The 13021-nt window shown below is 59.5% G+C and carries 11 protein-coding genes; 5 read left to right on the forward strand and 6 right to left on the reverse strand.

Features of this window, described 5'->3' with window-relative positions; all coding sequences use genetic code 11:
- Window positions 1–29 precede the first annotated feature (29 nt).
- The 3 genes from FHX15_RS16810 to FHX15_RS16820 all read left to right on the forward strand — a co-directional run bounded on the left by FHX15_RS16810 (window position 30) and on the right by FHX15_RS16820 (window position 3845).
- Window positions 30–896, forward strand: coding sequence for a tetratricopeptide repeat protein (locus FHX15_RS16810; RefSeq protein WP_184398990.1), 867 nt, complete (start codon window positions 30–32; stop codon window positions 894–896).
- A 24-nt stretch (window positions 897–920) separates the two neighbouring features.
- Complete coding sequence (locus tag FHX15_RS16815; protein WP_184398992.1) at window positions 921–1994, forward strand: FAD-binding oxidoreductase; 1074 nt, start codon at window positions 921–923, stop codon at window positions 1992–1994.
- A 207-nt stretch (window positions 1995–2201) separates the two neighbouring features.
- Window positions 2202–3845, forward strand: coding sequence for a sensor histidine kinase (locus FHX15_RS16820; RefSeq protein WP_184398994.1), 1644 nt, complete (start codon window positions 2202–2204; stop codon window positions 3843–3845).
- Between the two features lie 146 nt (window positions 3846–3991).
- On the opposite strand, the gene FHX15_RS16825 is transcribed toward FHX15_RS16820, so the two are convergent.
- From FHX15_RS16825 to FHX15_RS16850, 6 genes are all read right to left on the reverse strand, one after another.
- Window positions 3992–5386: an NAD(P)(+) transhydrogenase (Re/Si-specific) subunit beta gene (locus FHX15_RS16825; protein WP_184398996.1), complete on the reverse strand. Its 1395-nt coding sequence runs from the start codon at window positions 5384–5386 to the stop codon at window positions 3992–3994.
- A 10-nt stretch (window positions 5387–5396) separates the two neighbouring features.
- Entirely contained in the window at window positions 5397–5795 is a 399-nt protein-coding gene (locus FHX15_RS16830; RefSeq protein ID WP_132657068.1) for a proton-translocating transhydrogenase family protein, read from the reverse strand.
- Window positions 5795–6943 (reverse strand): Re/Si-specific NAD(P)(+) transhydrogenase subunit alpha, encoded by a 1149-nt coding sequence (locus tag FHX15_RS16835; RefSeq protein WP_184398998.1) that lies wholly within the window; start codon window positions 6941–6943, stop codon window positions 5795–5797. Before FHX15_RS16835 ends, FHX15_RS16830 begins: the two co-directional genes overlap by 1 nt.
- 106 nt (window positions 6944–7049) lie before the next feature.
- The gene (locus FHX15_RS16840) at window positions 7050–7274 is read right to left on the reverse strand and encodes an aa3-type cytochrome c oxidase subunit IV (RefSeq protein WP_184399000.1); all 225 of its coding nucleotides are present in this window, start codon (window positions 7272–7274) and stop codon (window positions 7050–7052) included.
- Between the two features lie 165 nt (window positions 7275–7439).
- Complete coding sequence (locus FHX15_RS16845) at window positions 7440–8192, reverse strand: N-acyl amino acid synthase FeeM domain-containing protein (protein ID WP_184399002.1); 753 nt, start codon at window positions 8190–8192, stop codon at window positions 7440–7442.
- Window positions 8193–8333: 141 nt separating this feature from the next.
- Complete coding sequence (locus FHX15_RS16850; protein WP_184399004.1) at window positions 8334–10637, reverse strand: putative bifunctional diguanylate cyclase/phosphodiesterase; 2304 nt, start codon at window positions 10635–10637, stop codon at window positions 8334–8336.
- Window positions 10638–10957: 320 nt separating this feature from the next.
- On the opposite strand from FHX15_RS16850, the gene FHX15_RS16855 reads away from it, so the two are divergent.
- Both FHX15_RS16855 and FHX15_RS16860 read left to right on the forward strand, forming a co-directional pair.
- Window positions 10958–11497 carry a TRAP transporter small permease subunit gene (locus tag FHX15_RS16855; protein ID WP_184399005.1) on the forward strand — a complete coding sequence of 180 codons (540 nt, stop codon included), beginning with the start codon at window positions 10958–10960 and terminating at the stop codon, window positions 11495–11497.
- A 22-nt stretch (window positions 11498–11519) separates the two neighbouring features.
- On the forward strand, window positions 11520–13013 hold the full coding sequence (locus FHX15_RS16860; protein ID WP_184399007.1) for a TRAP transporter large permease subunit: 1494 nt from the start codon (window positions 11520–11522) through the stop codon (window positions 13011–13013).
- Window positions 13014–13021: the final 8 nt, after the last annotated feature.

A 13021-nucleotide genomic window follows, 5' to 3' on the forward strand; every position in this document is an offset into this window, starting at 1 on the left:
GATATGATGCATGGGGGAAGCGAGCCCGAATGGCTGTCATAACGTTCAATCCGTCCCGCTCGTCGCGTTCACCGAAATCCGTCGTGTTTGCCTCGTTGGCGCTTGTTGCCGCACTCGGTCTCGCCGGTTGCGAAACGACCAATACGTCTGACGCCGTGATCCGCATCGACAAGGCGCAGGGCTCGCAGGAAAATATCGCGTCGCTGACGGCTGTCATCAACGCCAATCCGCGCGATCCCGAAGGCTATAATGTCCGCGGTTCCGCCTATGGCCGCGCCGGCGAGTTCCGCAAAGCGCTCGATGATTTCAATACCGCACTGCAGATCAACCCCCGCTTCTTTCAAGCCTATGCCAATCGCGCACTGGTCTACCGCAACATGGGCCAGCAACAGCAGGCGGTGGCCGATTACAATGCCGCGCTGCAGATCAATCCCAGTTATGACGTCGCCTATATCGGTCGCGGCAATGTCTACCGCATGGCCGGCCAGGACGATCAGGCCTTCAATGATTTCTCTAAAGCGATCCAGCTTGGCACGACCGATGGCCGTGCCTATCACAATCGCGGCCTGATTTATCAGAAGCGCAATCAGCAGGATAAGGCGATCGACGATTTCTCCAAGGCAATTTCGCTCTCGCCGAACTCGCCCGAGCCCTATAACGGTCGCGGCATTTCCTATATCGCGCTGAACGACAACGACAACGCCTTCGCCGATTTCAACCACGCGATCGAGCTGAACGGCAACCTCGCCGAATCCTGGGCAAACCAGGCGCTGGTCTATGAGCGCCGCGGCGAAAAGGACAAAGCGATCCGCTCCTACCGCCACGCAGTTAGCCTCGATCCGAAATACCAGCCGGCGAGAGACGGCCTTGCCCGCGTCGGCGGCACGACCGGCTAACGGAAGAAACAACAGGCGACGACGATGACAGCAAAGCCGCATGTGATCGTCGTTGGCGCCGGCATTATCGGCGCCTCCATCGCCTGGCATTTGGCATGCAAGGGCGCAGCAGTCACCATCATCGGCGAAAAGCTTGGCGGTGTGGCAACGCCCTGTTCCTTTGCGTGGATCAATGCCAGCTGGGGCAATCCCGAATTCTACTTCCATTTCCGCCGCCGGGCGATGGCCGAGTGGAAGCGGCTGGCGGGCGAACTGCCCGGCCTGCCGCTCGCCTGGTGCGGCGGCCTCTGCTGGGATATGCCGCCGGCCGACCTCGAAGCCTATGCCGATGAACACGGCCGCTGGGGATATGGTATTAGCAGGCTGAACCGTGAAGAAAGCGCGCTCATCGAACCGGGGCTTACCGAATATCCGGACTTCGCGCTCCACGTCGCCGAAGAGGGCGCGGTAGAACCTGTCGCCGCGGCACGCCTATTGCTCGCAGATGCTGAAACACATGGCGCAAAGTTCATTACCGCAACGGTCAACGGTCTGCTGAAAAGCGGCGGGAAAATCGTTGGCGCCGTCACGTCGGAAGGCGTCTTCGAGGCCGATCACGTCCTGCTGGCGGCAGGTACAGGTACAGTCCCAATCGCTGCTTCAGCGGGAATAACATTGCCGCTCTCCGCGCCGGCCGGCCTGATCGTGCATTCACGTCCTGTCTCCAAGCGCTTGAACGGCCTCGTCATGGCACCCCTTCTGCATATGCGTCAGACGGAGGAGGGCCGCATCATTGCCGGAACGGATTTCGGTGGTAGCGATCCCGGCGGCCACCCTCAGGCAAATGCAGCGGAACTCTTCGCACGCGTAAAAGCGATGATCGTAAACAATGCCGACCTGAAGCTCGATTTCTTCACCGTCGGCTATCGCCCGACGCCGGCTGATGGTTTTCCCATCATCGGCAATGCCGGCCTGCCTGGCCTCTATGCTGCGGTGATGCACTCCGGTGTAACGCTTGCTCCGCTTGTGGGCCTGCTCGCTGCCGACGAGCTTCTGTCAGGCGAAAGTGACGAAAGGCTCACGCCGTTTCGATTGCAGCGCTTTACCGCCGCAAGGTAGTCGATAGGAAAATCGACGAATTTACACCTGACTATTTTAGTAGGTTGCAACCAAATGTCGTGGCCCCTAACATGACCCTGCTTTGATCGGGGGCTGTTAGGCGTGCGAATCTGAGGGGCGTTTGCGGGCGATGCGGATTCTTGCTTTCGTGACATCAGGCGAAATCCAGCTTCCGCAGCCAACTCCGACAACACGGAGGCGGCATCGATGAAATTTGCCGCGCGTCTTTTCCCGAAAGCTTCGATCGGGACATATCTCGTTGCTATGGCTGTGGCGATTGCGCTGCCGATCTTCGCCTTCGTCGCCCTTCTTCTCATGCAGCTGGAAGACAATCAGCGGTCCACGCTCAAGCGCGAAACCGCACAGGATGCGCTGGCCCTGTCACGGACCATCGATCGCCAACTTCAGGATATGGCGACAACGTTGCGGCTGCTGTCCTCATCTCCCGAGCTGGAGAGCGGCGACTTTGAGTCTTTCTACAACCGTACGGAAACCGCGCTCCGCGGCGATATGCTCTATGTGATCGCCGTCGACAGGACCGGCCAGCAATTTCTGAATACCCGTCGCGCCTTCGGCACGCCGCTCGGCAAGACGACAAACATGGCAGCTCTCGAAGCTGCCATGAAGTCTGGCCGGATCGAAGCCTCGGACGTCTTCGTGGGCGCGACGAGCGGCATGTGGGTCTATAACGTCACCCTGCCGCGCGACGAGGATCCCGTTGCCGCATTGATCATTACCCAGAATGCCAACGACCTCGCAAAACTCGTCACGAGCGAGGGACTTGCCTCAGGCTGGTCGGCAGCAGTGATCGATCAAGGCGGTCATGTCGTAGCAAGCCGCGGACCCGCCAATCTGCAGCCCGGCGAACCCTTCGACCCGCGCATTCTGCCCTCGCTCGTCGCTTCCAACGGCGTTTTCGAAGACCGCGATATCCTCCCGCATGCTCTACTGGGCTATGCGCAAATTCCCGGATGGTCCTGGAAGACGGTGGTATGGGGACCGATCGCCACCGCCCAGGCGCCGATCCTCAGCACTTGGCGCTTTCTGCTAATCGGCGGCCTCGTGCTGCTGCTCGTCGCCGTACTTGCCACCTATGCCGTCGCCCGGCAAGTCCGCTCTACGATCCGTGAAATTGCCGATATGGCAAACCGGCTCGGCGAAGGCCACATCGTCTCGCCGGTCGAAACCAGCGTTATTGAGGCCAACCAGGTGGCGATTGCGCTCTCCAACGCCTCTTTCGACCGCAGCCAGAGCGAGGACAGGCTACGCTTCGTCATGCACGAGCTGATCCATCGCACCAAGAACCTGCTGACGCTTGTTCTTGCCATGATGCGTCAGCTCTCCAAGCAGGCCGACAGCGTCGAGACATTTCGGGTGGCCGTCGCCCATCGTCTCGAAGGGCTTGTACGCTCGATCGAGCTTCTGACGGGCGAGCAGTGGTCGGGCGCCTCGCTGCAACGTGTCATCGACATTCATCTTCAGGCTTTTCCGCAGGCCCGCGAACAGGTGGAAATCGAAGGCAAGGATTTTATTCTCAAGCCCGATGCCGTTCAGAATTTGGGCCTGGCACTGCATGAGCTTGCCACCAATTCGGTAAAATATGGAGCACTCTCCGTACCTCAAGGTCGTGTGCGTTTCGAATGGCAGCCGGCAGAGGACGACAAGCTACGTTTCACTTGGACTGAAAGCGGCGGTCCGGTGGTCAATCCACCGGCGCGTTCCGGCTTCGGCACCACAGTCATCAAGGCACACGCCGCTGCCGCTTTTCGAGGCAAGGTCGATGTCGACTTCCGCCCGGAAGGGCTCATCTGGATTCTCACCGCCCAGCGCGAGATGATGGAGCGCGGGTAGCGTCACTTCAACGGTCAGCTTCGGACAGGTCGTTCAAAGAGAAAAAGACGGTTCAAGCGGAATCTGATCGCCACCACAGTCGTTTCAATGGAATGCCCGCCGAAGCGGGCTTTCGATTGGAGCATTCCGGCAAAAACCGAAATGACTTAGTGGGCGATAGCCTTATTGATCTCTTCGGTCACCTTCTTGGCATCCCCAAGCAGCATCATCGTGCCATCCTTGTAGAACAGCGTATTGTCGATGCCGGCGTAGCCTGAGCCGAGCGAGCGCTTGACGAAGAGGCAGGTCTTGGCCTTGTCGACGTCAAGGATCGGCATGCCGTAGATCGGCGAGGACTTGTCGTCGCGCGCCGCCGGATTGGTCACGTCGTTGGCGCCGATAACATAGGCGACGTCGGCCTGGGCGAATTCCGAATTTATATCCTCGAGCTCGAAGACTTCGTCATAGGGCACATTGGCTTCTGCAAGCAGCACGTTCATATGGCCCGGCATACGGCCAGCAACCGGATGGATGGCGTATTTGACCTCGACCCCATTCTTCTTGAGGTTATCGGCGAGTTCGCGCAGCGCGTGCTGCGCCTGCGCCACTGCCATGCCGTAACCAGGCACGATGATGACTTTCGAGCCATTCGCCATCAGATAGGCTGCATCCTCAGCCGAGCCGAGCTTGACGATCTTCTCGGAAGTATCCGCCGCTCCGCCTGCAGTCTCGCCGCCGAAACCGCCAAGAATAACGGATATGAAGGAGCGGTTCATGCCCTTGCACATGATATAGGACAGGATCGCACCCGATGAGCCGACCAGCGCGCCGGTGACGATGAGCGCCAGATTACCGAGCGTGAAGCCGATGCCGGCCGCTGCCCACCCCGAATAGGAGTTCAGCATCGACACGACGACGGGCATGTCGGCGCCGCCGATCGGTACGATCAGCAGCACGCCGAGTGCCAGCGAGAGTGCGACGATCACCCAGAAATCAAAACGGCTTTCGGTCGCGGCGAGCCCGATAACGAAGAGCACGATCAACACAAGCAGGGCAATGTTGATCAGGTGCCGGAAAGGCAACAGGATCGGCTTGCCGGACATGCGCCCATCGAGCTTCAGGAAGGCGATGATCGAGCCGGTGAAGGTCAGCGCACCGATCGCCACACCGATCGCCATTTCGATGCGCGCTTCGGTGTGGATCTGCCCGATCCCGCCAATGCCGAAGGAGCCTGGCGTATAGAGCGCCGAGGCAGCGACCAGAACCGCGGCAAGGCCGACCAGCGAGTGGAAGCCGGCGACGAGCTGCGGCATCGACGTCATGGCGATTGTCCGCGCAATATAGGCGCCGGCACTGCCGCCGATGGCGAGGCCAAGGATGATGAGCACGAAGCCGCCGAAATTGGGTGTAGCCAGCACCAGCGTCGTGAGGATCGCAATCCCCATGCCGATCATGCCGTAGAGATTGCCCTTGCGGCTTGTCGCCGGATGCGAGAGCCCGCGCAACGCCAGGATGAACAACACACCCGAGACGAGATAGAGGAAGGCTGCAAGATTGGTCATTTGTCCGGCCTCACTTGTCCTTCTTGCGGTACATCGCCAGCATGCGCTGTGTGACGAGGAAGCCGCCGAAGATATTGACCGAGACGAGGACGAGAGCGACGAAACCGAAACCGGTTGCAAGCCCGCTGGTCGAAATGCCGACCGCAAGCAGCGCACCGACGACGATGACGGAGGAGATCGCGTTGGTGACGGCCATCAGTGGCGTATGCAGCGCAGGCGTCACCGACCAGACGACATAATAGCCGACGAAGATCGACAGAACGAAGATCGCGAACTGGAAGACGAAGGGGTCGATTGCCCCGCCGGTGGCAGCACTTGCCGCTTCCGGCGCCTGAGCGGCAGCAGTGACGACTGCAGTGACAGCCTGATCGAGCTGTTCCAGCGCCTTGTCCATTGCTTCACTGGCCATCAATTATCCCCCTTCTTGGCGCCGCCGAATGCCGGATGCACCACGTCGCTCGCATAGGTCAGCATCGTCGCCTTGATGAGCTCGTCTTCGAGGTTGAGCACGATCGTTTTCGTTTCCTTGTTCACCATTGTCTCAAGGAAGGTGACGAGATTCTTGGCGTAGAGCGCCGAGGCACTGGCGGCCACGCGGCCCGCCATGTTCGCAAATCCGATGACCTTCACGCCTTCGACATCAGCGACCTGCCCAGCGGCGACGCCTTCGATATTGCCGCCACGCTCGACCGCGAGATCGACAGCCACAGCACCCGGCTTCATCGAAGCCAGCATGGCGCGCGAGACGAGCCGCGGCGCGGGGCGACCGGGAATGAGTGCGGTCGTAATGATAATGTCCTGCTTGGCGATGTGCTCGGCCACGAGTGCCGCCTGCTTAGCCTGATATTCGGCAGACATTTCCTTGGCATAGCCGCCGGCCGTTTCTGCCGCCCTGAACTCTTCATCCTCAACAGCGATGAATTTGGCGCCGAGCGAGGCTACCTGTTCCTTGGCCGCGGGGCGGACATCAGTCGCCGAGACGGCGGCACCAAGCCGGCGGGCCGTCGCAATTGCCTGGAGGCCGGCAACACCCGCCCCCATGACGAAAACCTTGGCGGCAGGAACCGTGCCTGCCGCCGTCATCATCATTGGCATGGCGCGGTCGTAAACGACGGCCGCCTCGATGACGGCCTGATAACCGGCGAGATTGGCCTGCGACGACTGCACGTCCATCGACTGTGCGCGAGTTATGCGCGGCATCAGTTCCATAGCAAAAGTGGAAAGGCCGGCACGCGCCATCGCGGCAATCGCTTCGTCATTGCCATAGGGGTCCATGATAGCGATCACGAGGGCGCCGGCTTTGTAACCGGCAATTTCGCTTTGGCTCGGCCGGCGAACCTTGAGGACGACATCGGCGGACGCTGCATCCGCGAACCTGCCGATTGCAGCCCCTACTGCCTCGAACTCACTGTCCGGAATGCGAGAAAGCGTCCCAGCGCCCGCTTCGACGACGACATCGAAGCCGAGCAACTTTATCTTCTTCACGGTTTCGACAGACGCGGCGACGCGCGTCTCATCGCCTGTGATTTCCTTTGCTACGAAAACGATATTGGCCAACTGCCCCCTCCTCCGGGTCAGCTGGGCCGTGACAGGCCGCTTGCCTGCACGGGCCAAGCATCTACATCACAAAGTTCGGAAGACCGCGTCTTCCCGCGGGCCGCGCTTAGCGGAGCAGGAAGATTCCGGCGACGAGGATGATGAGGAAGACGAGGATGCCGCCAAGGAAACCGGCGCCGCCGAAGAAACCGGCAGTCATGGCAAGCAGCAGGGCAACAAGGAACATCGTGCCGTATTTCGTACCGGCAATGAACATGTCGTAGGTTCTTTCATGTTCCTTATAGTCCATCGGCGCGCCGGTCTCGACCGGTCCCGTATGATGTTCGGCCATGAATATCGTCTCCCTCAGATGCCTTAGCGCTGCCTGATTCCCCCGCCTCGGCGAGGCAAATCCCTACCCGCAGGGGATTACACAATGACGGGCAAAAGCGCAATGCATGAGAATGCCGCAGGAACGCCCTTCTCCTGATGTGAAAAGGGCATTCGCTGCAGAAAATCAGAGCGGCAGATCCGTCCCGAGCTGACCCTCCGGCACGAAACGGGCGGTCGGAATGATGGTGAGCGGGGGCAACGTGCTTTCGGGGCCGCGCGCGAACATCATACGCTGCTCGCTGGCACTGGAAATGAAGAAGGGATAACGCGTCAGAAGCTTGCGACCGACCTCGATGACGTTGGTCGCCATCAGCGTCATGTCGATCCCGTAATTCTTGGCCTTCTGACCCGGCACGACGGTATCGGCATAGAAGACGCGTTTATAAAACGCCGCATGTGGCGGGCGAACGAATTGCAGCACCCGGTGAGCGCGAAAGTGTGCCGCCGCGACGATGCTCGGCCGCAGCGTCAGATAGGGGATCCATGTCAGATCGGCCGTCAGCTCCGGATCGGCGGCAAACCGTGCGGGATCGATCAGCGTCAGACCGGCATCGAGGAGCGCATCGATCGCCTCCGGAAAAGCGCCCGCCGATTGGCTGACGCGGTGCTCCGGGGTCACATAGTGAAGGCGAATCGTACTGACGAGCTCACCATAATAATACAGACCGAAAACATAGGCATGGCTGTCGAAATCGGTGTCGTCGAGCAAGCCTTTCGGAGCGAGCGCCAAGGTGTCATGCGCCTTATAAGCCTTGTAACGCAGGCGTTCGACATCCTCCATGTCCTCGGTGCTCTCGACGCGCCGGTATTCGACATTATCAAGAATTTCGAGAACCTTCTTGGAAAAGTCACTCGTACTCAAAGGGACAGACGTCATGATGGACCCCGTTGTTAACGGGTCATTAATCATATCTGATTTTTAAAAGCGCAAGATTTGATAAGAATTTTGGACGTATTTGAATTATTAAGGTTAACGGCCGCAGATGCGGCCTTCGTCACATCGTCAGGCAGCGCCTGATCAGGCGACCTTGCTGCGGCGGCGCGGCGCGGTGCGGCGGTTGAGAGCCTGGGAGAGAATGCCGATCTCCTTGGAGGGAATCGGCGGGGAGAAGACGTAACCCTGTACGAGATCGGTGCTCCGGTACTTGTTGAGAAGCACCAGCTGTTCCTGGGTTTCGACACCCTCGACGACGATCTTGAGGCCTAGTTCGCGCGCAAGATGGACTGTCCCCCGCAAAAGCTTCAGGCGGCGCGTATCCTCGACGACATTGCGTACGAAGGAACGGTCGATCTTGACGATATCCAAAGGCAGCGTGTCGAGATAACTGAGGCTGGAGAAACCGGTGCCGAAATCGTCGATGGCGATGCTGATATCGCGGCTGCGGAGTTCGGCGAGGATTGCGCGAACGGCAGCCGGCTCATCGATCAGGCTGCTTTCGGTGATTTCCAGATGCAGGCGCGACGCCTCGAGACGGGAATGCGCCAACGCATCCGAAACGACCGACAGGATATCCGCGTCGCGCAGGTCGCGCGCAGACAGGTTGACGGAAACGGCGATATGATCCGGCCAGTTCATGCATTCTTCGCAAGCCTTGAAGAGCACGAATCGCGTGATCTGCGAGATGATGCCCATCTCTTCGGCAAGGCGGATGAAGACGTCGGGCGGAATGGAGCCCTTTTCCGGATGCACCCAGCGAGCCAGTGCCTCGGCGCATTCAATGCGCGTGCCATCCGCCTTGAACATCGGCTGGAAGACGAGGTGCAGCGCGTTTGCGGCAACGGCATCACGCAGATCCGCCTTGAGCTTCTGCTGCTCGATATAGCGGCCGTCCATTTCGCGCTCGAATCCGGTGATGCCACCCTTTAAGCGCGACTTGCTTTCGAACAGCGCCAGGTCCGCCTTGACGCTCCATTCGTCCATGGCGAAGACGTCGCTCTCAAGAACCGCATAGCCGGCGCTGAGCGAAACGAGGAAAGTGACTTCATCGACTTCATACTGGCCCTGGACCGCAGCATGCAGCTTGCGGATATCGGCATCCAGCACCTGTTTGTCACGCGCATGCGGAAAGAACAGGATAAACTGGTCGCCCATCAGCCGGCCGACGATGGCATTGCCAGCCACCTCCTTGACCCGCATGGCGATCGCACAGAGCAGATGGTCGCCCGTGACATGGCCCCGCATGTCATTGACATGCTTGAACTCGTCGATATCGAGGATCATGAAGCCGAGAGGACCGCGCTTCTTCGAATGCCTGGTGAGGTAGTCCTGCACGCGCTGGCCGAAATATTCGCGGTTCGGCAGCCCCGTCAGCGCATCGAAGCGCACCATATGCAGGATCTTCTGCTCGGCCTTCACGCGGCTCGAAACGTCTTCAAAGATCAATACGGCACCGCCATCTGCACGCCGGCTCGCGGAGAATTCCAGCGACAACCCCTCGGGAAAATGAATGAGCGTACGCGACAGGCTGCCTTCTGCAACCTGCGTCAGCTGCCGCAGGATGAGTTCGGGTTGCGACGCGTCCATGAAGCTGTAGCGCGCGCCATAGCGCAACACAGCACCGAGATCGCGATCCTTCAGCCGGTCGGGTGCACCGATCTTCAAAAGTTCGCAGGCCTTGCGGTTGATGACCTGGATCCGGTTCTCCTCATCGACCATGACGAGGCCGTGCGGCATATTGTTCAGCGCCGTGTCGAAGCGGTCGGCGATCGAGGCGATTTCGCGGCGCGCGATCACGTTCTCGTAGAGGAATTCGCGCACGCCGGTCGCCATGGCCCGTGTCGTCAGCCAGAATGGTATGAGAAAGACCGACAGGATGCCGCGATAGAAATCCAGCGTCATGACGCTGCAGATGATCATCGGCAGGCAGCAGGAAAAGGTCTGCAGATCGACCGCCATGCGCGAGCCATAGTTGCGACCGACGACGGAAACCATCGTCGCCATGGTCACTGCAATACAGGCAAGCTCGGCGAAGGAATCGCGAGTGAAAAAGATGGCATACCCGCTGCCGATGCCAAGAAGCGTGGTGATTCCGGCTGCGCCGACCACGAGAACCTTCTCCCAGCGCTCTATCTCGGCAAAGGAGAGCTTCTCCTTGTCTACCTTGTCGAACAGGCGGAAAATCGCCATGCGGGCACAGAACACTATGATGACGGCGACAGCCAGAAATATATAGACCGGAGACTGAGTTTTCGCGGCGACGGCAAGGAAGGTTGCGGAGTGTACAATGACGCCAGCCAACAGCGTCATGCGGTTCCCGGACAGGGAACTCACAAACGACAGATACACATCCTTAGGGACCCTGTTCGGGTTATGTGGCTTCATCCATACTTTCCCTGTGCGCGGGGAATGTAAGCCGAACCTTTTAAAAAATGATTTCAATGGGTTCAAACATTTGGTCAATTTTTCTAAAACCTAAGGGTGAACCGTACAGCCAGAGCGCGAGAATGCAGCTTTGTCGCGAGACATATGAAAAATATATCCGCCCCTGAGTTGTGAGGTTTCCGGCGGGATCGCGGCCCTTTAGCCGTCATAAGACTATATTCCAAGGCGGGCCATTTATCCTTCCAATTTTAAAAACCCTGGTTTACACCGGTTGCAGAGGGAGAACTGCCGTAAAACGGCAAGACAATAAGGGGAGGCGAATGCCGGTATTTTTGGCCGTCAGCCGACTGATCGACTCGATCAGCGAGTTCATTGGCAAACTGTCCGAATATATGGTGCTGTTCTGCTGCCTGATCAGCGCTGGCAATGCGGTAGTGCGCTACGCATTCAACTATAGCTCGAACGGCTGGCTGGAAATTCAGTGGTACCTCTTCGCCTTTGTCGTCGTGCTCGGCGCCTCGCACACTTTGCGCAAGAACGAGCATGTGCGCGTCGACCTGATTTACGGCTCAGTCTCAGAGAGGGCAAAGATCTGGATCGACATCGTCGGCTTGACCGTCTTCCTCATCCCGGTCTGCGTTTTTCTTTCGTTTAGCTGCTGGCCCTTTTTCCTGCTCGCCTATCAGCAGGGCGAGATTTCCGGCAATGCCGGCGGCCTCATCCGCTGGCCCGTGAAGCTGATGCTCTTTGCCGGCTTCGTTCTCCTGACCCTCCAGGGCATTTCGGAATTGATCAAGAGGATCGCCGCGCTGACCGGCTCCATCGAGATCGATACGAAATATGAAAAGCCGCTGCAGTAACTCGGCGTCAGGAGAAACGGATTTGTTTGACTACGGTATCATCCCGCCGGCGATGTTCCTGGGCATGGTCATTTTCATGCTCTACGGCTTTCCCGTCGCCTTTTCGCTGGCCGCCGTCGGCCTTTTCTTCGGCATCATCGGCATCGCGACGGGTCACTTCGAGGAGGCCCTCCTGCAGGCACTGCCGCTGCGCTTCTTCGGCATCGTCTCCAATGACCTTCTGCTGGCAATCCCCTTTTTCACCTTCATGGGCTCAGTATTGGAGCGATGCGGGCTGGCCGAAGACCTGCTCGAAGGCACCGGCAAGCTCTTCGGAGGCATCCCCGGCGGCCTCGCCTATGCGGTGATCCTGGTCGGTGCCGTACTCGGCGCCATCACCGGCACGGTAGCAGCCTCCGTCATCACCATGGGCGTCATCTCCCTGCCGATCATGCTGCGCTACGGCTACAGCCCGCGGCTCGCAACCGGTGTCATCGCCGCCTCTGGTACGATCACCCAGGTCATTCCGCCCTCACTCGTGCTCGTGGTGCTTGCCGACCAGCTCGGCCGCTCGGTCGGCGACATGTATCTCGGCGCAATCGGCCCTTCGATCTTGCAGGTGGCGATCTTCGTCGCCTACATCCTGGTCCTCTCCATCATCAACCCGAAGGCGATGCCGCCGCTGCCGAAGGAGGTCCGCGGCGATTTCGACTGGGCGCTGCTGATGAAGGTGCTCTGGGGCATGATCCCCTCGATCGTGCTGATCTTCCTCGTGCTCGGCACCATCTTCATGGGTCTCGCTACGCCGACGGAAGCCGGCGCCCTCGGCGTCGTCGGCGCCATGGTACTTGCCGCCCTGCACGGCCGCCTCACCTGGCCGCTGATCCGCGAGGCCATGAGTTCGACCACACACATCACCTCGATGGTGGTGATGATCCTGATCGGCTCGACCTGCTTCAGCCTGGTTTTCCAGGGCATGGACGGCTCGCGCTGGATCGAGCACATGCTCTCGGGCCTTCCTGGCGGCCCGGTCGGCTTTCTGATCTTCGTCAACATCTTTATCTTCATCCTGGCGTTCTTTCTGGATTTCTTCGAGATCGCCTTCATTGTCATCCCGATGCTGGCGCCGGTGGCCTCCAATCTCGGCATCGATCTCATCTGGTTCGGTGTATTGATCTGCGTGAACATGCAGACGAGCTTCATGCACCCGCCCTTCGGCTTCGCGCTCTTCTACCTGCGCTCCATCGCCAATAGGGATGTCCGCACCAAGGACATCTACCTGGGCGCCCTGCCCTGGGTCGGGATGCAGCTCATTCTCGTGGCGATCGTGATCCTCTGGCCCGAGTCGGTCACCTATTGGCTGGATCACGGTCCGAAGGTGGACCCCAACTCCATCAAGATCGAGGTGCCGGGCTTCGGCGGCCAGCTTGGCCTGCCATCATTGGGACAGCCAGGTGGAGGCAACGGCTCGCCGCAGATTCCAGGCCTCACTTTGCCGACCCTGCCAAGCGCGCCCCCGCCGATCCCCGCGCAGTAAAACGATTG

This window comes from Rhizobium sp. BK650 (genome assembly GCF_014195325.1).
In the GTDB taxonomy this organism is placed as follows: Bacteria; Pseudomonadota; Alphaproteobacteria; order Rhizobiales; family Rhizobiaceae; genus Rhizobium.

Bases quoted from the DNA above. Each gene is read 5' to 3' on its own strand.
- FHX15_RS16810 (WP_184398990.1), top strand. From the start codon at position 30: ATGGCTGTCATAACGTTCAATCCGTCCCGCTCGTCGCGTTCACCGAAA.
- FHX15_RS16825 (WP_184398996.1), bottom strand. From the start codon at position 5,386: ATGACCAATCTTGCAGCCTTCCTCTATCTCGTCTCGGGTGTGTTGTTC.
- FHX15_RS16840 (WP_184399000.1), bottom strand. From the start codon at position 7,274: ATGGCCGAACATCATACGGGACCGGTCGAGACCGGCGCGCCGATGGAC.
- FHX15_RS16855 (WP_184399005.1), top strand. From the start codon at position 10,958: ATGCCGGTATTTTTGGCCGTCAGCCGACTGATCGACTCGATCAGCGAG.
- FHX15_RS16845 (WP_184399002.1), bottom strand. From the start codon at position 8,192: ATGACGTCTGTCCCTTTGAGTACGAGTGACTTTTCCAAGAAGGTTCTC.
- FHX15_RS16820 (WP_184398994.1), top strand. From the start codon at position 2,202: ATGAAATTTGCCGCGCGTCTTTTCCCGAAAGCTTCGATCGGGACATAT.
- FHX15_RS16850 (WP_184399004.1), bottom strand. From the start codon at position 10,637: ATGAAGCCACATAACCCGAACAGGGTCCCTAAGGATGTGTATCTGTCG.
- FHX15_RS16830 (WP_132657068.1), bottom strand. From the start codon at position 5,795: ATGGCCAGTGAAGCAATGGACAAGGCGCTGGAACAGCTCGATCAGGCT.
- FHX15_RS16815 (WP_184398992.1), top strand. From the start codon at position 921: ATGACAGCAAAGCCGCATGTGATCGTCGTTGGCGCCGGCATTATCGGC.